The sequence below is a fragment of the Nocardioides caldifontis genome, assembly GCF_008087345.1.
GTDB lineage: Bacteria > Actinomycetota > Actinomycetes > Propionibacteriales > Nocardioidaceae > Marmoricola_A > Marmoricola_A caldifontis.
Genome location: NZ_ML701736.1, coordinates 343,281 through 364,154 on the forward strand (window position 1 = coordinate 343,281; position 20,874 = coordinate 364,154).

19 protein-coding genes are annotated in these 20,874 nt (G+C 71.9%); 2 read left to right on the forward strand and 17 right to left on the reverse strand.

Annotation, left to right across the window (positions count from 1 at the left end):
- Window positions 1-5: 5 nt before the first annotated feature.
- From FIP57_RS04475 to gdhA, 4 genes are all read right to left on the reverse strand, one after another.
- Window positions 6-2,258: a heavy metal translocating P-type ATPase gene (locus tag FIP57_RS04475; protein ID WP_148572305.1), complete on the reverse strand. Its 2,253-nt coding sequence runs from the start codon at window positions 2,256-2,258 to the stop codon at window positions 6-8.
- Entirely contained in the window at window positions 2,255-2,470 is a 216-nt protein-coding gene (locus tag FIP57_RS04480) for a heavy-metal-associated domain-containing protein (RefSeq protein WP_148572306.1), read from the reverse strand. Before FIP57_RS04480 ends, FIP57_RS04475 begins: the two co-directional genes overlap by 4 nt.
- Before the next feature lie 71 nt (window positions 2,471-2,541).
- Window positions 2,542-4,215, reverse strand: a complete 1,674-nt coding sequence (locus FIP57_RS04485) for a hypothetical protein (protein WP_148572307.1) — start codon at window positions 4,213-4,215, stop codon at window positions 2,542-2,544.
- 65 nt (window positions 4,216-4,280) lie between these two features.
- Entirely contained in the window at window positions 4,281-5,624 is a 1,344-nt protein-coding gene (gdhA, locus tag FIP57_RS04490) for an NADP-specific glutamate dehydrogenase (RefSeq protein ID WP_148572308.1), read from the reverse strand.
- A 107-nt stretch (window positions 5,625-5,731) separates the two neighbouring features.
- Between gdhA and FIP57_RS04495 the strand changes: the two genes are divergently transcribed.
- A complete protein-coding gene (locus FIP57_RS04495) occupies window positions 5,732-6,976 on the forward strand; it encodes a fatty acid desaturase family protein (protein ID WP_148572309.1) in 1,245 nt (414 codons plus the stop codon).
- 27 nt (window positions 6,977-7,003) lie between these two features.
- Here FIP57_RS04495 and FIP57_RS04500 read toward each other — a convergent pair whose 3' ends face one another.
- From FIP57_RS04500 to FIP57_RS04550, 13 genes are all read right to left on the reverse strand, one after another.
- Entirely contained in the window at window positions 7,004-7,423 is a 420-nt protein-coding gene (locus FIP57_RS04500) for a hypothetical protein (RefSeq protein ID WP_148572310.1), read from the reverse strand.
- A gap of 22 nt (window positions 7,424-7,445) precedes the next feature.
- Window positions 7,446-8,162, reverse strand: coding sequence for a DUF2652 domain-containing protein (locus FIP57_RS04505; RefSeq protein ID WP_148572311.1), 717 nt, complete (start codon window positions 8,160-8,162; stop codon window positions 7,446-7,448).
- Entirely contained in the window at window positions 8,159-9,007 is an 849-nt protein-coding gene (locus tag FIP57_RS23060; protein ID WP_162529679.1) for a cyclic nucleotide-binding domain-containing protein, read from the reverse strand. Before FIP57_RS23060 ends, FIP57_RS04505 begins: the two co-directional genes overlap by 4 nt.
- Window positions 8,905-9,843 (reverse strand): MFS transporter, encoded by a 939-nt coding sequence (locus FIP57_RS23065; RefSeq protein ID WP_162529680.1) that lies wholly within the window; start codon window positions 9,841-9,843, stop codon window positions 8,905-8,907. The genes FIP57_RS23060 and FIP57_RS23065 overlap by 103 nt, the downstream gene beginning before the upstream one ends.
- A gap of 56 nt (window positions 9,844-9,899) precedes the next feature.
- Window positions 9,900-10,064, reverse strand: coding sequence for a hypothetical protein (locus FIP57_RS23070; RefSeq protein WP_162529681.1), 165 nt, complete (start codon window positions 10,062-10,064; stop codon window positions 9,900-9,902).
- A 52-nt stretch (window positions 10,065-10,116) separates the two neighbouring features.
- On the reverse strand, window positions 10,117-10,827 hold the full coding sequence (locus FIP57_RS04515; protein WP_148572313.1) for a gamma-glutamyl-gamma-aminobutyrate hydrolase family protein: 711 nt from the start codon (window positions 10,825-10,827) through the stop codon (window positions 10,117-10,119).
- A gap of 7 nt (window positions 10,828-10,834) precedes the next feature.
- Window positions 10,835-11,602: a 3-oxoacyl-ACP reductase gene (locus FIP57_RS04520; RefSeq protein WP_148572314.1), complete on the reverse strand. Its 768-nt coding sequence runs from the start codon at window positions 11,600-11,602 to the stop codon at window positions 10,835-10,837.
- 33 nt (window positions 11,603-11,635) lie between these two features.
- Window positions 11,636-12,997 carry an aldehyde dehydrogenase family protein gene (locus FIP57_RS04525; protein WP_148572315.1) on the reverse strand — a complete coding sequence of 454 codons (1,362 nt, stop codon included), beginning with the start codon at window positions 12,995-12,997 and terminating at the stop codon, window positions 11,636-11,638.
- 23 nt (window positions 12,998-13,020) lie between these two features.
- Complete coding sequence (locus FIP57_RS04530) at window positions 13,021-14,385, reverse strand: glutamine synthetase family protein (RefSeq protein ID WP_148572316.1); 1,365 nt, start codon at window positions 14,383-14,385, stop codon at window positions 13,021-13,023.
- Between the two features lie 43 nt (window positions 14,386-14,428).
- On the reverse strand, window positions 14,429-15,184 hold the full coding sequence (locus FIP57_RS04535) for a FadR/GntR family transcriptional regulator (RefSeq protein WP_238993278.1): 756 nt from the start codon (window positions 15,182-15,184) through the stop codon (window positions 14,429-14,431).
- Window positions 15,181-16,752, reverse strand: coding sequence for an amino acid permease (locus tag FIP57_RS04540; protein ID WP_148572317.1), 1,572 nt, complete (start codon window positions 16,750-16,752; stop codon window positions 15,181-15,183). Before FIP57_RS04540 ends, FIP57_RS04535 begins: the two co-directional genes overlap by 4 nt.
- 160 nt (window positions 16,753-16,912) lie before the next feature.
- Window positions 16,913-18,466, reverse strand: coding sequence for a peroxidase family protein (locus FIP57_RS04545; protein ID WP_148572318.1), 1,554 nt, complete (start codon window positions 18,464-18,466; stop codon window positions 16,913-16,915).
- A 207-nt stretch (window positions 18,467-18,673) separates the two neighbouring features.
- Window positions 18,674-19,597: an NADP-dependent oxidoreductase gene (locus FIP57_RS04550; RefSeq protein WP_148572319.1), complete on the reverse strand. Its 924-nt coding sequence runs from the start codon at window positions 19,595-19,597 to the stop codon at window positions 18,674-18,676.
- Window positions 19,598-19,819: 222 nt separating this feature from the next.
- Between FIP57_RS04550 and FIP57_RS04555 the strand changes: the two genes are divergently transcribed.
- Complete coding sequence (locus tag FIP57_RS04555) at window positions 19,820-20,842, forward strand: WD40 repeat domain-containing protein (protein ID WP_148572320.1); 1,023 nt, start codon at window positions 19,820-19,822, stop codon at window positions 20,840-20,842.
- Window positions 20,843-20,874 lie beyond the last annotated feature (32 nt).

Below are 20,874 nucleotides of genomic sequence, written 5' to 3' on the forward strand. Positions count from 1 at the left end.
GCAGTCTAGGCAGCCGGTGCCGACACCGGCCGGAAGCGACGCAGCCGCAGGCTGTTGGTGACCACGAACACCGAGGAGAACGCCATCGCGGCGCCGGCCACAAGCGGGTTGAGGAACCCGAGCGCGGCCAGGGGCAGCGCGGCCACGTTGTAGGCGAACGCCCAGAACAGGTTGCCCTTGATGGTCGCGAGCGTGCGGCGCGAGAGGCGGACGGCGTCGACGGCCGCGCGGAGATCGCCCCGGACCAGCGTCAGGTCGGACGCCTCGATGGCCACGTCGGTCCCGGTGCCCATGCTGATGCCGAGCGAGGCCACCGCGAGCGCGGGGGCGTCGTTGGCGCCGTCGCCCACCATGGCGACCACTCGCCCCTCGTCGTGGAGGCGGCGCACCACGTCGACCTTCCCACCGGGTAGCACCTCGGCGACGACCTCGTCGATGCCGACCTCGGCGGCGACCGCCTCGGCAGCCCTGCGGTTGTCGCCGGTGACCAGCACCGGCCGCAGCCCGAGACCACGGAGCTCGGCGACCGCCTGCGCGCTGGTCGGCTTGACGGTGTCGGAGACGACGAAGAGCCCCCGCGCGACGCCGTCCCACCCGGCTGCCACCACGGTGCGTCCGGCGATCTCGGCAGCGGCGCGGGCGGCCTCGAGCCCGGCCGGGAGGGGCATCGCCCACTCCTCGGCCAACCATCGCGGTCGGCCCGCCACGACCTCGTGGCCGTCGACCTTCCCGGAGACCCCGAGCCCGGACGTCGACACGAACGCATCGGGTGCGGGCAGGGTCGTCCGGGCGGCCGCACCGTCGGCGACCGCGCGGGCGACCGGGTGCTCCGAGGTGTGCTCGAGTGCGCCTGCGAGCCGGAGCAGCTCCTCCGTCTCCACCCCGTCGGCGGCCACCACGTCGACGAGCGCCATCCGGCCGGTCGTGACGGTCCCGGTCTTGTCCAGGAGGACCGTGTCGACCACCCGGGTGGACTCGAGGATCTCGGGCCCCTTGATCAGCACCCCCAGCTGGGCGCCGCGCCCGGTGCCGACCAGCAGCGCCGTGGGCGTCGCGAGGCCGAGCGCGCACGGGCAGGCGATGATCAGGACGGCGACCGCCGCGGTGAACGCCGCGGTCGCGCTGTGCCCGGTGACCAGCCACCCCACGAGGGTCGCCGCGGCGAGCAGCAGGACGACCGGCACGAAGACCCCGGACACGCGGTCGGCGAGCCGCTGCACGGCCGCCTTCCCGCTCTGCGCCTCCTCCACCAGCCGCGCCATCTGCGCCAGCCTCGTGTCGGCGCCGACGCGGGTGGCGCGCACGACGAGCCGGCCCCCGGCGTTGACGGTGGCCCCGACGACCGGGTCGCCCGGCCCGACCTCCACCGGCACCGGCTCGCCGGTCAGCATCGACGCGTCGACCGCCGACGTGCCGCTCTCGACCACACCGTCGGTGGCGACCTTCTCGCCGGGGCGCACCAGGAACCGGTCGCCGACGACGAGCCGGTCGGCGGAAAGCCGCTCCTCCTGCTCCCCGTCCGGCGTGCGCCGGAGCACGGTGACGTCCTTCGCGCCCATCCCGAGCAGCGCCCGCAGCGCCGCACCGGACTCGCGCTTCGCGCGGGCCTCGAAGTACCTGCCCGCGAGCAGGAAGGTCGTGACCGCCGCGGCGACCTCGAGGTAGAGGTCCGGCTGCCCGCCGCCGCGGGACGGCAGCAGCTCCAGCTCCATCCGCATGCCCGGCATGCCCGCGTCGGTGAACAGCAGGGCCCCCAGCGACCAGAGGTACGCCGCCGAGACGCCGAGCGAGACCAGGGTGTCCATGGTCGCGGCGGCATGGCGGGCGTTGACGAACGCCGCGCGGTGGAACGGCCACGCGCCCCAGACGGCGACGGGGGAGGCGAGCGTGAGCGCCACCCACTGCCAGTTGTCGAACTGGAGGGGCGGCACCATCGAGAGCAGCAGGACGGGGACCGTCAGAAGCGCGGAGACCACCAGCCGCTGCCGCCAGACGTCGGCCTCCGTCGGCGCGGCGACGTCCGGCTCGGGCTGCGCCGGGGACGGCACGGTGGCGCGGTAGCCCGTCGCCTCGACCACTGCGACCAGCTGCTCAGGGGTCACGGTGGGCGGGTAGGAGACCCGCGCCCTTTCCGTGGCGTAGTTGACGGTGGCGACGACGCCGTCGACCTTGTTGAGCTTCTTCTCGATGCGTGCGGCGCAGGCCGCGCAGGTCATCCCCGCGATGTCGAGCTCGACGTCCGCGTGTCCCTCGGTCATGCCAACCGGTAGTCCCCGGCCTCGTCGAGGGCGGTCGCGACCTGCTCGTCGGCGAGCGGGGCGGCGCTGGTCACCTGCACGGTCGACGTGCCGCCGGCCACGAGGTCGACCTCGACGCCGGAGACGCCCTCGAGGGCGCTCAGCTCCTCGGTGACGGCGCGGGCGCAGTGGCCGCAGGTCATCCCGGTCACGCGGTAGGTCGAGGTGGTCACGTGGTTCTCCTCCTGCACGGGGTGTACGGCCGCCACGATACCCCGCCGGGGTACCTGGCCCAAGGTGGTCGTCAGGGCTCGACCGGCTCGCCGTCGACGATCGGCAGCCCGACGTCGGTGCGCTCGCTGAGGTCGCACACCCCCTCGGGGCTGCACGAGAGGGTGGCGAACCCGGTCTGCAGCCCCGTCGCGGTGTCGAAGTACTGCAGCCGGGCAGTCATCGGCTTCAGCGGGATCGAGACGGGGGTGCTGAACCGGTTGAACGTCGGGCTCTCCTCCATGCCGCCCGAGGTGCCGAGCTGGTCCACCACGGTCCAGGTCACGTCGCCACCGTCGGTGTTCCACACCACCCACGGCCCCTCGGGGTCGTGCAGGTGGCCGACGTTCACGGTCCCCGGCGGCACGTCGTCGATGCCGTCGTCGTACGGCGTGGTGCGGCTGCCGCCCTCGAGCTGCCGCACCGGTGTCAGGGTCTCCAGGCCGAGGAATCCGGCGGCGGCCGAGGGCTGGTGGAACAGGGCGATGCCGGGCTCGTCCTCGTCGACCTCGTCCCGCACGGCCTGGCCGAGCTCCTGCTGGGTGAGGTCGGACTCGCTGCTGACCAGCGCCCCGAAGAGCGCCTTGTGCTCGACGTCGTTGGCGCCCGTGACGCGCAGCCCCGCCACCTCCTCGGTGGTCAGGTCCGGCACGATCATCCCGGCGTCCTCCATCTGCTGGGCGGTGGTCTCGGAGTCGTGGTCGCCGGCGATGGCCACCGTCGGCAGCTCGCCGCCGACGGCCGCCTCCTTCTGGACGAAGTCCTGCTCGGCGACGGTGCCGTTGGAGGTGATGTCTCCGGAGATGGTCCGCATCGCGACGGCGTCCTCGTCCAGCCGCTCGAGGAGCGCCTCGACCAGGGCGGTCCGGACCGAGGTGCCGACGTAGCCGCCCTGGGGGTCCGCCTCCGCCAGGACGACGACCTCGCCCTCGCGCGGCTCGAGCTCGGCCCCGCGGCGATCGAGCGCCTCCCGGAAGCTGGCCTCGGTGTCGGCCTCGAACTCGGCGGTGCGCTCGGCGATCCGCTGGGTGTTCTTCTCGATGAAGGGCCGGACCTGCCGCGCCACCTCCAGCGTCTCGGGGTCGCTGAACCGCAGCCCGGGGAGGTCGAGGAACGCGTAGCCGGGCGGCGCGTCCTGCTCGGCCTCCCACCGCTGGAAGAGCACGAAGGCGCTGCCCGTCGAGACCACCAGGGCGCCGGCGACCACCCCGGCGGTCACCATGCGCTGCCGGGCCGGGTGGCGCTCGACGGCCCGCCTCGACTTCCACCGCGGCTGGAACAGCAGGATCAGCGCGCCCCCGGCCAGCGACAGCACGACCGTGCTGCCGACGACCCGGTCGGTGATGTCGTCGCGGAACTTCGCGGCGTACGACGCGACGGCCGCGTCGGGGTCCTGCACGAACTGCAGGTTGGCGCGGATGAAGCTCGGGTCGACGTACGACGCGAGGGTGCCGCCGGCCTGCGGGGGACCGGTGACCCGGGCCCGCACGCCGAACCCCCACGGGCCGGTCTCGTGCCAGTAGAGGTCGCCCAGCACCCCCGTCTGGAGGGTGGAGCGCCCGTCGTGGGAGAGCGACATCTGGACCGGCAGCGTGCCCACCGCGTCGCGGAAGGTCGCGCGCTCGACGGCCTGCTCGACGACGAGGGGGAGCAGCACGACCGCGACCGTGACCGTGACCAGGAGGTACCGCCCGACCCACCGCAGCACGGTGGCCGTCCTCGGTCCGCCCAGGCTCGGCACCCTGACCAGCGTCGGCCTCCTCCGGTCGTCCCTCAGATCACGCCCATGGCCAGCATGGCGTCCGCGACCCGCGTGAAGCCGGCGATGTTCGCCCCGAGGACGTAGTCGCCCGGCGCGCCGTACTCCTCGGCGGTCTCCGCGCAGCTGTGGTGGATGTCGCGCATGATCTCCGCGAGCCGGGCCTCGGTGTGCTCGGCGGTCCAGGAGTCGCGGGAGGCGTTCTGCTGCATCTCGAGCGCGCTCGTCGCGACGCCACCGGCGTTGGCGGCCTTGCCCGGCGCGAAGAGCACGCCGGCCTCCTTGAACGCCTTGATCCCGCCCGGCGTGGTCGGCATGTTCGCGCCCTCGGCGACGATGCGCACGCCGTTCTTCACCAGCGAGACCGCATCCTGCTCGCTCAGCTCGTTCTCGGTGGCGCAGGGGAGCGCGACGTCGCACGGGACGTCCCAGATCGATCCGTTCGAGGTGAGGGGGACGTCACGCGCCTCGGCGTACTCCGAGAGCCGCGCGCGGCGGTCCTCCTTGACCTCCTTGAGCAGCGCGAGGTCGATGCCGTCCTCGTCGACGACGAAGCCGCTGGAGTCCGAGCAGGCCACGACCGTGCCGCCGAGGTCGTGGACCTTCTCGATGGCGTAGATCGCGACGTTGCCGGAGCCCGAGACCACGACGCGCTTGCCGTCGAAGGAGTCGCCGTGGCTGCGGAGCACCTCGTCGACGAAGAAGACCGTGCCGTAGCCGGTCGCCTCCTTGCGGACCCGCGAGCCGCCCCAGGTGATCCCCTTGCCGGTGAGCACGCCGGACTCGTACTTGTTCGTCAGCCGCTTGTAGTGGCCGAAGAGGTAGCCGAGCTCGCGGCCACCGACGCCGATGTCGCCCGCCGGGACGTCGGTGTACTCACCGATGTGGCGGTGGAGCTCGGTCATCATCGACTGGCAGAACCGCATGACCTCGGCGTCGGAGCGCCCCTTGGGGTCGAAGTCCGAGCCGCCCTTCGCGCCGCCGATCGGCATGCCGGTCAGCGAGTTCTTGAAGATCTGCTCGAAGCCGAGGAACTTCACGATGCCGAGGTAGACGCTGGGGTGGAACCGCAGCCCGCCCTTGTAGGGGCCGAGCGCGGAGTTGAACTGCACCCGGAAGCCGCGGTTGATCTGGACCGTGCCGGAGTCGTCGACCCAGGGGACCCGGAAGATGATCTGCCGCTCCGGCTCACAGATCCGCTGGATGATCGACGCCTCGAGGTACTCCGGGTGCTTCTCGACGACCGGCCCGAGGCTGTCGAAGACCTCGCGGACCGCCTGGTGGAACTCCAGCTCACCGGCGTTGCGACGCAGCACCTCGTCGAAGATCGACTGCAGCTGGGGGTTGAGCGTGGACACGCGGGGATACCTCCGGGAATTGCGGGTGCGGCGCCGGGTGGGCCGTCGACGAGCCTATCCGCACCCCTGGTGCGCGTGGCTCACCGAGGAACGGGCACAGTGTCGTCGTGACCGCGATCGAGAAGAAGCCGGTGAGCCAGGTGGCGCACCTCACCGACCAGGACGTCGACGACATCGGACGGGAGCTGGACTCCATCCGTGCCTCCGTCCTGGACAGCCGGGGCGAGCGTGACGCGGCCTACATCCGCAAGGTGATCGAGATCCAGCGCAAGCTCGAGCTCACCGGCCGTGTGGTGCTCCTCCTGGGCAGCCGCAACCGCGTCGCCTGGGCGGTCGGGACGGCCTGCCTGGCGATGTCGAAGAGCCTCGACAACATGGAGATCGGTCACAACGTCCTGCACGGCCAGTGGGACTGGATGCGCGACCCCAAGATCCACTCGACCACCTGGGACTGGGACCACCCGTCGCCGCCGGAGCAGTGGAAGCGGGCCCACAACGTCCAGCACCACACGTACACGAACATCCTCGGCGAGGACAACGACCTCGGCTACGGGATCATGCGGGTCGACGAGGACCAGCCGTGGAAGCCGCGCTTCCTGGTCCAGCCGCTGTGGAACTTCGTCAACGCCTGCATGTTCGAGTTCGGCATCGCGACCTACGACATCGAGCTCGGTGCCCACCTGCGCGAGAAGAAGGGGTTCACCCCCGAGCTGCGCTCCCGGGTCGGCGCGACCCTGCGCAAGGCCTCGAAGCAGGTGCTCAAGGACTACGTCGTGCACCCCGCGCTCAGCGGCCGGTCATGGCGGAGCACGCTCACCGCGAACGCCACGGCGAACGTGCTCCGCAACCTCTGGAGCCACTCGGTCATCATGTGCGGCCACTTCCCGGAGGGCGTCGAGACCTTCGAGCAGCCGGCGCTCGACGAGCACGAGACCCGCGGGCAGTGGTACCTGCGGCAGATGCTCGGGTCGGCCAACATCTCCGGCAGCCGCACGATGCACCTGATGACCGGCAACCTCTCGCACCAGATCGAGCACCACCTGTTCCCTGACCTGCCGAGCAACCGGTACTACGAGATCGCGCCGCAGGTGCGCGCCCTGTTCCAGCGCTACGGGCTCACCTACAACGCCCGGCCGCTCGTGCGGCAGGTCGGCAGCGCCTGGCACAAGGTGGTCCGGCTCTCCCTGCCGAACGGCTGGCTCGAGGAGACCTCGCTCGCCAACCTGCCCCGCCAGCTCGCGAAGCTGGTCGGCGCCGGCAGCGGCCCCGAGAAGGTCGCGGAAGTGACCGCGCACGTGCGGCGCGCAGCGGTGCCGCGGGTCGCCGACCCGGTGCCCGCCCTCGCCGGCTGACGGGTTGCGGTCGCCCGGGGGCGAACGTCACCAGGGGCGGTACCGCACGGTGAACCGCGCTCCGAGCTCGTCCTGGAGCCGCCGAGCAAGCGCTCGCGCGCGGCGGTCGAGCTGCTCGTATGCCTCCGGCGTGCGTCGGCTCGGCGCGGCGTCCACCGCGTCCATCTCCTCGCCCCAGCGGGTGAGCTCCTCGATGAGCGGGGCGCTCAACCCCAAGGCATCGCGGAGCCACGCCGGCTCCTCGGGCAGCAGGCCGGTCTCGTCCCACAACGGCACCCGGACGCCGTAGTCCCACATGAGTCGGATCTCGGTGCCCTGGACCGTGGGGCTCTCCGCCTCGACCTCGTCCGCGTCCGCCGGCCGCTCCGCCGACCAGTACGCGCCGTGCGGGAAGTCGCCGAGGTGCGGCGGAGGGAGCCCGTCGTCCCCGGCGTCATGGCTCGTCACCCGTCGGATCCCACCACACGCGTCAGCTGGTGGCGACCCGGTGGCGCCGGCGCCGCAGCCCGAGCATGTAAGGCACGCCGGTGCCGGCGACCGACAACGTCCGGCCGACCCGCCCACGCAGCGACGGGCCGGGGAGCGGGGGAGCGGAGCGCTGCAGGTCTGCGACGTCGAGGACGTAGGAGCGCGCCCGCCCGACCCCTTCCAGCTCCTGCTCGACCTCCTGCACCGGACCGCGCGACGGGCTGGCGCTGCTCCGGTAGAGCTCTTCGGACAGGAGCACGTATTCCGGCACGGTGACCGGGTTCTTCAGCAGCCGGTGCACGTGGATGACGTCGATGCCCACCAGCTTGGTGCGCTTCCTGATGGTCTGTGTGGCCACGTCGCCCACGTGCGCGACGAACTTGAGCTTCAGCGCCTCCGCCTCGTTGCACCCCTTGCACGGGCACAGGTTGCGCGCGACGTACTGCCGCTCGGCATGGAAGGCTCGGTGCATCTGCGTCGCGGCCTGCAACGTGAGGGCGACCACCGAGTCCCCGTCCATCCGGTCCGCCCGGTGTGCGACGAACGCCCCGTCGCCCTCGATCTCCACGAGGTCGAACTCGGGCACGGCGTCGACCACGGAGCTGAGGAGCCGTGCGGTGTTGACCTCGGCGTGCGCCAGGCTCATGCGGTGCGTCCGCATGTAGTCGGTGTAGCCCCGCATGTCCGCGATCAGGAGCAGCGTGCGCGTCTGGCTCATTGCGGCGCCTCCTCGACGTCGTCGTGCGGCCTGAAGCGGCTCAGTGCCGACTCGACCGCGGTTCCCGCCTTGAGCGCGCTCGGGGTGAAGCCCAGGACCAGCGGCAGGAACTGCTCCGAGCGCAACGCCTGCAGCTGGAGGTCCCCGACGGCGCGCACCCCCGCGGTCCGCCGGCTCCGCCGGAGCAGCGCGATCTCACCGAACCCCTCACCCGGTCCGAGTGTGGTGACGTCGCAGCCGTCACCGACCACGACCGCCTCCCCGGCCTCGATCACGTAGTAGCGGTCGCCGACGTCACCCTGCTCGAACACGTAACGGCCGGCGGGCACGGCGACCGGTTCGAGCCCCCGCGCCAGCCGCTCGATGGCAGGGAGCGGGAGCGCCTTCAGCATCGCCACCTCCTGCAGCAGTGCGATGTCGCGGTCGCGGACGTCGACAGCCCGGTCCATCCGGCGCAACCGACCCCACGCGGCCGCCGCCAGGACGGGACACAGGAGCCCGACGAGGACCAGCGAGGGCCGCAGCCCCGCCTGCTCGACGAGGACCGACGCCGCGAGCGCCCCGATGCCCACGAACAGCGCGACGACGCTCTCGAGGACACCGAAGACGCGGGCCAGCACCTCGTCCGGCGCCAACCTCGCCAGCAGCGTGAAACCACCGAGATCGATCAGGGCGTTGCCGACGCCGACGAACGCGAGGACCACCAGGGCGGCGAGCTCGGCCGGGACGACGCCGACCACGGTCACCGGCAGGCCGTAGAGGGCGATGCCGAGGGCGAACCACGCCCCCAGCCGCCGGGTGTCGGCGAGCAGCGAGGCGGCGATCGAGCCGAGCACGGCGCCCACGCCGATCGCCGCGGAGAGCACCCCCACCCCTGGGTCCCCGGTGCCGAGGAGGTCGATCGCGACACCACGGTGAGGACGGTCAGCGCGCCCCGGGTCCACGACTGGGCCGCCGCCAAGAGCATGATCACCGCCAGGTCCCGGTCGAGTCCCACGGCGCGGAGCCCCTCGACGGCAGCGCGGACCAGCTGCGCCTCGCCCGGTGACGACGGACGAGGTGGGGCGTCGTACCGCAACCGGAGCAGGAGGAGCGCCGACCAGAACGACGCGGCGGCCGCGACCGCGAACACCCCCGTGACCCCCGCGGAGGCCAGCAGCACGGCGGCCAGCAACGGCCCGACCAGCGTGGCCAGTGAGTCCAGCAGTCCCCGGACGACGTTCGCGCTGGCGAGCTCGTGCCCCGAGCCGCACAGCGACGGCAGCAGCGCCGAGTGCGCCGGGCGGAACAGCGTGGCCGCCATGGTCGAGAGCACCGCGAGCACGTAGACGACGGTCGTCGGACCATCGGCGCCCACCACCACTGCCGCCGCACCGGTGGCCATGCCGCGCAGCACCGAGACGAGGACGAGGACGCGCTCCCGGCGTCCCCGGTCTGCCACCGGGGCGAGCAGTGGTGCCAGGAGGGCGGCGGGGACCATGCGGAGGAGCCCGACGACCCCGACCGCGGCCGCCCCGCCGTCGCGGTAGGCGACGATGCCCAGGCCGACCGTGAACGCCCACTCCGCGGTCCAGGCCCCGAGGAAGCTCAGCTGGGCGCGCCGCAGCTCCGGGTTGCGGGCGTTGCTCGTGAAGGCAGCGGCCGCCGTACCCAGTCGCGCTCGGCCAGTCGGTCCGGCCACCTGGTGATCTAACCGCGCATCGACCCCGGGCGACCCGGGCCGAAGGTCGCGCGTTGTCAGATGCCGGCAGCGCCGGGGTGGACGTCCTTGATGCCCTCCCGCTGGCGCTCCACATGGGCCGACGCCCGCTCGTCGCGCAGGGCGTCACGCTGGCAGGCCCGCTCGTACCGCGCCACGCGCCAGCGGCGCGCCACCGTCCTCAGCCGTTCCAGCAGCGCCATGGCCGTGCCTCCTGTGCGTCCGGGCTGGTCGTCAGTATGCGGTCACCGGCGGTCAGGTGCCAGCGGTCGCGGCCTGGACCAACCCCCGGAAGAGCCCCGCGTCGGCGGCCATCTCCGGGTGCCACTGGACCGCCACGCAGAACCGGTCGCCCCGTTGCTCCATCGCCTCGAGCAACCCGTCCTCGGCCCAGGCGACGGCGTCGTACCCCGGGTGCTCGCTCACCGCCTGGTGGTGGTGGCAGCGGACCTCGAGCCGGTCGGAGGCGACCAGCCGTGAAAGGTGCGAGCCCGGCCGGACGCGGACCTCGACGTCGCCGTACACGCCGGGCTCGGGGTTGTGCGCCGTGGTGCCGACCAGGTCCGGGACGTGCTGGTGGAGCCGTCCGCCGGCGGCGACGGCCATCACCTGCATCCCGCGGCAGATCCCGAGCAGCGGGAGCCCGGCCTTCCCGGCGGCCTCGACCAGGGCGAGGTCCCATGCGTCGCGGTCGTCCCGCCACGTGGTCGTCCGCTCGTGCCTCTCCTCGCCGTACCGCTCGGGAGAGATGTCCGCACCGCCGGAGACGACGAGCCCGTCGAGCCGGCTCACCACGGTCTCGGCGTCCTCCACGCGCGACGACGCGGGCAGCAGGACGGGAAGCCCACCTGCCTCCTCGATCGCCCAGCCGTAGACGGAGGGAAGCAGGTCGGCCTTCACCTCCGACCACACGCTCCAGGTCGCGTCCTCGCGGTAGGCGGTCAGCCCGATCAGCGGTGCACCCACGGCACCCTCACAGCGGCGTCACGTAGGCGCCCGAGATCCCGCCGTCGACGAGGAAGGTGGAGGCGGTGATGAACGAGGACTCGTCGGAGGCCAGGAACAGCACGGCGTTCGCCATCTCCTCGGGCTCGCCGAACCGCCCCATCGGGACGTGCACCAGCCGCCGTGCCGCCCGCTCCTCGTCCTTCGCGAACAGCTCCTGCAGGAGCGGCGTGTTGACCGGGCCCGGACACAGCGCGTTGACGCGCACCCCCTGGCGGGCGAACTGCACCCCCAGCTCGCGGCTCATCGACAGCACGCCACCCTTCGAGGCGGAGTAGGAGATCTGCGACGTCGCCGCGCCCATCACCGCGACGAACGACGCGGTGTTGATGATCGACCCCTTGCCCTGCTCGAGCATGTAGGGGAGTGCGGCCTTGCAGCACAGGTAGACGCTGGTGAGGTTGACCTCCTGCACCCGGCGCCACGCCTCGAGGTCGGTGTCGAGGATCGAGTCGTCCTCCGGCGGCGAGATCCCTGCGTTGTTGAACGCGATGTCGACGGAGCCGTAGGTGTCCTTCGCGGTGGCGAACAGCGCGTCCACCTGCTCCTTGTCGGTGACGTCGACGTGCACGTAGGTGAGCCCGGCCTCCTCCGCGAGCGTCTTGCCCTTCGCGTCGTCGACGTCGCCGACGACGACCTGCGCGCCCTCCTCGAGGAAGCGGCGCACCGTCGCGAGCCCGATGCCCGAGCATCCTCCGGTGATGACCGCGACCTTGCCGTCGAGGCGTCCTGCCATTGTGTTCGTTCTCCTTCGTGGATGGGTGCGCGGTCAGTCCTGCGCGATGAAGACGTTCTTCTCCTCGGTGAACGCGTTCGGTGCGTCCGGACCGAGCTCGCGGCCGAGACCGCTCTGCTTGAAGCCGCCGAACGGCGTCCAGTAGCGGACCGACGAGTGCGAGTTGACGCTGAGGTTCCCGGCCTGCACGCCACGCGAGACGCGCAGCGCCCGCCCGAGGTCACGGGTGTAGATCGAGCCGGAGAGGCCGTACTCCGTGTCGTTCGCCAGGGCGAGGGCCTCCTCCTCGGTGTCGAACGGCATCACTGCGACCACCGGGCCGAAGACCTCCTCACGCCAGACCGGCTGCGCGGTGTCGGAGGCGAGCACCACGGTCGGCGGCACCCAGAACCCGTCCCCGTCGGGGGCGTCCCCGGTGAACGCGACCTCGACGTCCTCCAGGTAGCCGGTCACCGTCTCCTTCTGCTTCGCCGAGATCAGCGGCCCCATCTCGCTGTCGGGGTCCGCGGGGTCGATGACCCGCATCGCGCGGACCGCTCGCTCCATCCGCTCGAGGAACTCGTCGTGCGCCGAGCGCTGCACGAGGATCCGCGACCGGGCGCAGCAGTCCTGCCCGGCGTTGTCGAAGACGGCGTACGGCGCCGCAGCAGCCGCCTTGTCGAGGTCGGCGTCGGCGAACACGATGTTGGCCGACTTGCCCCCGAGCTCGAGGGTCACCCGCTTCACCTGCTCGGCGCAGCCGGCCATGATCCGCTTCCCGACCGCGGTCGAGCCCGTGAAGCACACCTTCCGCACGGCCGGGTGGGTGACGAACCGCTCGCCGACGACGGATCCCTTGCCGGGGACCACCGTCAGCACCCCTTCGGGGAGCCCGGCCTCGAGCGCCAGCTCGCCGATGCGGATCGCGGTCAGCGGGGTGAGCTCGGCCGGCTTGAGCACGACGGTGTTGCCCGCAGCCAGCGCGGGGGCGAATCCCCACCCGGCGATCGGCATGGGGAAGTTCCACGGCACGATCACGCCGACCACGCCGAGCGGCTCGTGGAACGTCACGTCGACGCCCCCGGCGACGGGGATCTGCCGGCCGAACAGCCGCTCGGGAGCCGCAGAGTAGTAGTTCAGGACGTCGCGGACGTTGCCGGCCTCCCACCGCGCGTTGCCCAGCGTGTGGCCGGCGTTGCGCACCTCGAGGTCGGCGAGCTCGTCGACGTGCTCGTCCACGACGGCCGCGAACCGGCGCAGCAGCCGCGCGCGCTCACCCGGCGCGACGTCGCGCCAGGCCGGGAAGGCGTCGGCGGCCCGCTCGATGAGCAGGTCGGTCTCCTCGAGCGTCGCCTCCGCGACCTCGGTGACCGGCTGCCCGGTGGCGGGGTTGAGGACGGTGTAGCTGGTGGACATGGTTCCTTTCCGGGGGTTGCTGCTCAGAGCCGTTCGAAGCCCCGTCGCCGCTCCCAGTCGGTGACGGCACTGCGGAACGCCTCGAGCTCGACGTCCGCCATGTTCGTGTAGTGGGCCACGACCTCGTCCCCCAGGGCCGCCCGCACCACCTTCGAGGAGGCGAACGCCTCCCTCGCCTGGGCGAGCGTCTGCGGCACCTTCGGCAGGTCCGTGGCGTAGGCGTTGCCCTCGACGGGTGCGCCGAGCTCCAGCTCGTTCTCCACGCCGTAGAGGCCTCCGGCCATCATGGCGGCCAGCGCCAGGTAGGGGTTCACGTCGCCGCCGGGCACCCGGTTCTCCATCCGGGCCGCGGGACCGCGACCGACCAGCCGGACCGCACAGGTCCGGTTGTCCTCGCCCCAGGCTATCGTGGTCGGGGCGAAGGAGGCGTCGGCGAACCGCTTGTAGGAGTTGATGTTCGGCGCGTACAGCAGGGTGAAGTCCGCCATCGTCTCCAGCACGCCGGCGACGAAGCTGTCGTAGAGCGGGGTGCGGGCGTCCTTCTCGTCGTCCCAGAAGGGGATCGAGCCGTCGGGCCCGCGCAGCGAGAGGTGGATGTGGCAGGAGCTGCCCTCCCGCTCGTCGAACTTCGCCATGAAGGTGATCGACTTGCCGTGCTGGACGGCGATCTCCTTGGCTACGGTCTTGTAGACCGCATGGTTGTCGGCCGTCACCACCACGTCGTCGTAGAGGAAGCCGATCTCGTGCTGGCCGAGGTTGCACTCACCCTTGGCGCCCTCGACGTTCGCGCCGGCGGCGTACATCGTGTTGCGGATGTCGCGCAGCAGCGGCTCGATACGCGAGGTGCCGAGGATCGAGTAGTCGACGTTGTACTGGTTCGACGGCGTCAGGCCGGTGTAGCCGAGGTCGTGGGCGCGCTCGTAGGTGTCGTCGAACACCATGAACTCGAGCTCGGTGCCGGCCACCGCGACGTACCCGAGCTCCGCGGCGCGCTCGACCTGCTTGCGCAGGATCTGGCGCGGCGACTCCACGACCGGACGGCCGTCGGGCCACGCGAGGTCGCACTGGACCATCGCGGTCGCGGGGAGGTGGGGGAGCAGCCGCACGGTGTCGAGATCGAGCACGAACTCCATGTCGCCGTAGCCGCGCTCCCACGAGGTGATCGCGTAGCCGGGGACGGTGTTCATGTCGACGTCGACGCCGAGCAGGTAGTTGCACCCCTCGGTGCCGTGGCCGAGCACCTCGTCGAGGAAGTAGCGACCGTGCAGCCGCTTGCCCTGGAGCCGTCCCTGCATGTCGGTGAAGGCCACGACGACGGTGTCGAGCTCACCCGCCTCGATCCTGGTCGTCAGCTCCTCGACGGAGAGGTGCCGGTCGTTGCGCGTCATGAGGTCCTTTCGGGTGGGTGCTCGGCGTGCGGCTGTCGGCGCCCTAGGCCAGGAGGCCACGGAGCAGCGCCGCCGTGTCGTCGCAGTGCTGCTCCATGCTGCGCCTCGCTCTGGCTTGGTCGCCGGCGAGGACGGCGGTGACGATGGCGTGGTGCTGGGCGGTGGAGTGCTGGATGTTGCGGGGGAGGACGGGGATCGCCTGGAGCATGTCGTGCAGGCACGCCTGCACCTGGGTCACCGCCTCGATGGTGCGGGGCGACCCGGTCACGCTGGCGAGCGCGAGGTGGAGCCGCGAGTCGGCCTGGCGGTGCGCCGCGGTGTCACCTGCCTTGTCGGCGGCGTCGACCTCGTGGAGCGCGGTGGTCAGCAGCATCCGCTGGGCTGCGGTCAGCTCCCGGCCCGCGGCTGTCCAGCAGGCGCCCGGCTCGACGATGCGACGGAAGTCCAGGCAGTCGAGCCGTTCCTCGCGGTGCGTCGCCAGCCCGCTGGCGGCTGCGGGCGCGGGCGCCACCGGCTCGTAGCTGACGACGCTGCCTCCGCCCCGCCCACGCGTGGTGCGTAGCATCCCGGCCTGCCGGAGGGCTGCGATCGCCTCGCGGACCGTCGCCCTCGACACCGTGAGCCGCTCCGCGAGCTCGCGCTCCGGGGGAAGCACCGAGCCGCGCGGGTAGACCCCCAGCCGGATCGCCGTGCCGAGCTGCTCGACGCAGGCCTCGAACGCGTGGGTGCGCACCGGGCGCAGCACCAGGTCGCCCAGGTCGGCGCCGTGGTGCGGGACGGTCACGGTCGCACCGCTCACTCGTCCTCCGCGAGGATCTCGGCGCGGGACTCGTCCGCGCCCTCCTCCTTGAAGATCTCGTCGAGGTCCCTCGTCGTGTACTCGTCCTTGGCGCCGTGCATGAAGTGGTGCCGGCCGCCGACGTACCACGAGACCGTGGCGAAGATCAGCACCGCGAACACCGCGACCGGCGAGTAGTTGAACGTGTCGACGTTGATCGGCCGGGACGGCGGCAGGACGAAGAGGATGCAGATGAACGCCACCCACACCACGGCGATCCAGCCGATCGGCTTGCTCCAGCTGCCGAGGTTCCACGGACCGACCTCGTAGTCGGGCTTGCGCAGCCGCAGGAACACCGGCACCACGTAGGCGATGTAGAGCCCGATGACCGCGATCGAGGTCACCGCCAGGTAAGCCGTCGTGTTGAAGAGCGCCGGGGACGCCAGGATGATCGAGAGCGTCACGCAGAACCAGATGGAGTTCGTCGGCGTGCCGGTGCGGGGGTTGACCTTCTTCCAGATCTGCGAGCCCGGGAGCGCGTTGTCGCGCGAGAACGCGTAGGACATCCGCGAGTTCGCGGTCACCGACGCCATGCCGCAGAAGAACTGGGCGACGCACACGATGAAGAGCAGGAACTGCGCCATCGTCGTGTTGTCGAGCGCGTCGAGGAAGATCTGCGCCGGCGGGAGGCCGGTGTCGGTGGCGGCCAGCGCGGTCAGCCCCGCCTCGGAACGGTCGGGGATCGCGGCGGTGATCGAGTAGAGCAGGATGAAGCCACCGATCACCGAGACCAGCACGCTCATCACGATGCCGCGCGGGGCGCTGCGGGAGGCGTCCTTGGTCTCCTCCGCCACGTGCGCCGAGGCGTCGTACCCGGTGTAGGTGTACTGGGCCATCAGCAGGCCCATGAGGAAGACGTAGACCCCGGCGGTCCACCCGGTCTCGTTGTGCCAACCGGTCAGGGTCCAGCCGACGGACTGGTGGTTCTCGGGCAGTGCCCACAGCACCACCACGATGACCGCGACGCCGACCACGTGCCACCACGCGGAGACGTTCGACAGCAGGCTCACCAGGTTCACGCCGAACGCGTTGAGCAGGGCGTGCACCAGGATGATCGCGACGAAGAGCAGGAAGGTCTTCTGCGCGGTCACGTCGACGTCCCAGGTGAGGTCGGCGAAGGCCATCCACGTGGTCGCGCACCCGAAGTCGATCGCGGCGGTGACCGCGATCTCGCCGAGGAAGTTGAACCACCCGACGTACCACGCCCAGACGCGCTTGTTCTTCCGCGCCAGCTGGCCCGCCCAGTAGTACAGCCCGCCCGCGGTCGGGTAGCTCGAGCACACCTCGGCCATCGCGAGCGCGACGCACAGGACGAAGGCGCCGACGAGCGCCCAGCCGAGCACGATCGTCGACGGCCCGCCCGCGCGCAGCGCGATCCCGTAGGAGGTGATGCAGCCGGCAAGGATCGAGATGATCGAGAACGAGACGGCGAAATTGGAGAAGCCGCTCATCCCCCGGTGGAGCTCCTGGGTGTACCCCAGCTCGGCGAGCCGCTTGGCGTCGGCGTCCTCGTGGTCGGTCGTGCTCATCGGCAGCTCCCTGCTCGCGGTCCGGACCCTGTCCGCCGACGCGAGTCGGCTGTCGCGCAGTCAATCGCCGGAGCATCATGCTGTCAATGGCATGACCCCAGACCATTGCCGCGTGTCGCGCCGCGTGCGCGGCATCGCGTCGGCGGGAGGGTGGCCCGCGTCAGGGAGTCGCCGTGACGCCCAGTCCGTGGCCGGCCGCCTCCAGCAGCTGCGGCATCCCGAAAGAGCCGTCCTCCGCCGTGCGGAGGAACGGCCGCCACGCGGGGTCGTTCCGCAGGTACGACGACGGGTCGCGGGTGAGCAGCCCGAGGAACACCTCCGCGACGATCCGGCCCCCCACCGGACCGAGGTGCTTGCCCCCGGCGCGCACCTTCGCCTCGCGCAGGACGTAGTACCAGAGCGGCGCAGGACCGCCACCCGGCAGCTCCAGCTCGTCGTCGGTGAGCACCTGCTCGCCCATCGCGCAGGCCACGTCCTGCCCGGACGGCAACGCGAGCCGCGCACCGCGGGTCAGGTTGCGGTCGATGAGCGAGGGCCGGTCACCACCGATCTCGACCGGCAGCTTGGCCAGCGGGTTCGCGAGCTTGGTGTCGATCAGCCGGGTGAACTGGATCGGCCCGTCGCCCTCGCCCTCGACCTCGAAGAAGCGGCGCCACTCGATGGTCCAGCCCGGTGGCAGCCTGCGGAACCCGCCGAACTGCCGCAGCACCTTGTCCGGGTCGGAGGTGCTGCCCTCCTGGAACGTCGGCACGTCCTGGACGAGCGTGTTGAGCGAGTAGCGGCCGCGGATCTGCGAGTGGCCGAAGCGGTACGCCGCGACGGAGAACTCCACCGGCATGTACGGCGCGCTCGACCGGACCTGGTAGTACCGGGCGTCGACCCGGGGGACCGGGCTGCTCTCGTCGAGCACCGAGGCGAGCATCTCGTCGCCGACGGTCCGCCGGAGGAAGTCGTGGACGACGACCCACTGGTAGTGCCAGCGGACGATCCGTTGGGCCGCCTCGAAGACGGTCTCGCTGCCGCGGCGCAGCCCCGCATCCGCGCGTACCAGCTCGACGACGGCGTTGTGGAGCTTGAGCATCGTGAGCTGGAGCTGCCCGACGAAGGTGTTCTCGTCGTTGCGGGGGTCGCCGATCAGCGCGGTGTCCTGCTCGTTGCGGGGCAGGTCGTCCTCGTCGTCGTGGTGCCCGATGAGAAACATGTCCTCGCGGCCGGGACGCTTGTCGTAGAGGAACGGGTCGTCGGCCGGGCCGCGGCCGTAGAGGCAGTCGAGGTCGAACCTCGGCGACCGGAAGCTCGTGAGCGCGTCCGGGTCGTGCTGGCGGACCAGGCTCGAGGCCGGGTCGAAGGTGAGGTCGTGGTCGATGAACTGACCGAGGTAGGTGTAGCCGGCCGGGATGGTGTCGTTGTTCAGCGTCGGGTCTGCCGCGGCCTGGTCCTCGGTCATCACGGCGGTGATCTCCGCGATCCGCTCGGGGCTCGGCACGAAGGGCGGGAGCCGGAACATCCGGCCGAACCTGCCCTCGAAGAGCTGCGAGACGGGGAGGTAGGCGAGGCCGCGCTGCTCGTAGCCGTGGCCCCGGGCCGGTCGGTGCGGCGTGCCGAAGCCGCTGGCCGAGGCCGCCTGGTTGACGAGCTGTTCGGGCGGGCGGCGGTCGCGCTGCTCGGTGGTCTGCGTGGGCACGGCGGTGCCCGGGTCGATGGTGCTGCTCATCGCACTGCTCCAGAGATCTGGGTGGCGGTTCGTTCGTCGGACCCGGACCGGGAGGGTCCCCGGTCGGGACATCGCGTCCGGTGCGTGAACGCCTCGGTGCAGGCAGCCGGGTCCGTGACGCCCGGCCGTCGTGGGAACACCGCCATGCTGTGCCGCCGGGCGGCTCCGTGCAATGGCCCGGACAGCCCATGCAGCGCCGCGGGTCACTCAGACGGTGACGACGATCTTCCCCGCGGTGTGCCCCTGCTCGGAGGAGCGGTGCGCCTCGGCGATCTGGTCCAACGGGTAGGTCTCGACCACGTCGACCCGCAGCCGGCCGTCGTCCGTGAGGGCGGCGAGCGCGTCGAGGTGGTCGCGCTCGGGGCGGACGAAGACGTAGCGCCCGCCGAGCCCGAGGACGGTGTCCGGGTCGATCACCGACGCGATCCGGGCGGGGTCGCCGACCTGGCGGGGGGCGTCCTCCAGCGCGTCGCCGCCGATCAGGTCGACCACGGCGTCGGCGGGCGCGGAGAGCTGCTTGCTGACCGGCCCTGCGGTGTAGTCGACGACCTCGCTGCACCCGAGCTCGCGGAGCGCGTCGTGGTTGCGGAGGCTCGCGGTCCCGATCACGACGGCGCCTCGCGCCACCCCGATCTGCACGGCGAAGCGGCCCACGCCGCCGGCGGCCGCGTGCACGAGGAGCCGCTCCCCGGGCTGCACGTCGAGCGCCTCCACGACGCACTGGTACGCCGTGAGCCCGGCGAGCGGGACCCCGGCTGCCTCCTCGAACGACAGGCTGCGTGGCTTGCGGGTCACCGTGCGCTGGGGCGCGGGAACGAGCTCGGCCGCGGTGCCCCAGCAGACGTCGTCGCGCCGCACGTACCCGTAGACCTCGTCGCCCGGTCGCAGACCGGTGATGACGGCCGGGCCGATGGCCTCGACGACGCCGGCGACGTCCCAGCCCGGGACGATCGGGAGGTGGTGCGGGTAGGCGCCCTGGAGGTACCCCTGGCGGATCTTCCAGTCGACCGGGTTCACGCTGGTGGCGCGGGTCCGGACGAGCACGGTGTCGGGGCCGACCGGCGGGTCGGGGTGCTCCCGGACCTCCAGGACCCCTGCGTCGCCGTACTCCTCGTAGACCGCTGCGCGCACGGGCTCCTCCTCCTGGTCGGGACGTCAGGGACGGCCGGATCCGGCCCAGGAGGCCGTGTACCCGGGGGACCATCGCCCTAACATCGCGCGACCGTCCTGTGCCGTGCCGTGGCCGCTGCTCGCGCGCCGGTAGCGTCCCGCCGGGCGGCAGGGAGCCGCTGTCATTCGGGGTGCTCCGCCGTCGTCACGGCTCGGGAGCACGGGGTGCGAGAGGTCGTCACGATGAGAGCCGTTGCTGTGCTGTGCCTGCTGCTGACCACGTCGCTCGCGGCGTGCGGCGACGAGGAGGAGCCGGCGTCGTCCGGGGCCGGCGGCACCACCGCGGCCGAAGCCGAGGTCCCGGCGGTCGAGCCGTGGACCGCGTCCGCGGCGCCCACGCTGACGGTCTCGGTGGAGATCCCGGAGCAGTCGAACTACGTGTACGCGCTGGACTTCGCCCCGGACGGCAGCCGGTTCGCGTCCGGTGACGCGGACGGGGCGGTCCGCACCTGGAGCAGCGACGGCGAGGAGCTCGCCACCCTCGAAGGGCACGAGGGCGCGGTCAACCACGTGGACCACTCGCCTGACGGCGCGCTGCTGGCCTCGGCCGGCGCCGACGGCACCGCGCGAGTCTGGGACGTCGAGAGCGGCGAGGTCACCGTCGTCGAGGGCGCCGAGGACGAGGTCCGATCGGTGGCGTTCTCTCCCGACGGCGAGCTCCTCGCGACCGCCTCGTGGGACGAGGTCGGCGTGCGCGTCTACACGGCCGATGGGGAGCTGGTCGAGGAGCTGCCGTCCGAGGGTTCCGCGGAGTCGCTGGCGTTCTCGCCGGACGGCTCGGTCGTCGCGGTCGGCGGCTCCGGCGGCTACCTCGAGCTCTTCGAGACCGACGGTTGGACGCGCACCCACCACGCCGAGGGCGCCGGTGGCGGCATCTCCGACCTGGCGTTCTCGCCCGACGGCACGACGCTGTACGGCGCCACCAACGAGTCGACGGTCGAGGTGTGGTCGGTGGAGGACGGCTCGCCCGTGGCATCGCTCGGCAACTACAACAACTACGTCCGCGGGGTCGAGGTGTCGCCGGACGGTTCCCTTCTCGCGTCGGGCGCGCTCGACGGCACCGTGCGGGTGCACGCGACCGACGGTCACGAGGTCGTCGCCGACCAGCCGAACATGGGCGGCGTCAACGAGCTCGCGTTCTCGCCGACCGAACCGCTGCTCGTGACCAGTGACGGCCAGCGGATCACCGGCTACACGGTCGGGTGACGGCTCGGGTGACGGCCAGCGTCAGCTGCAGG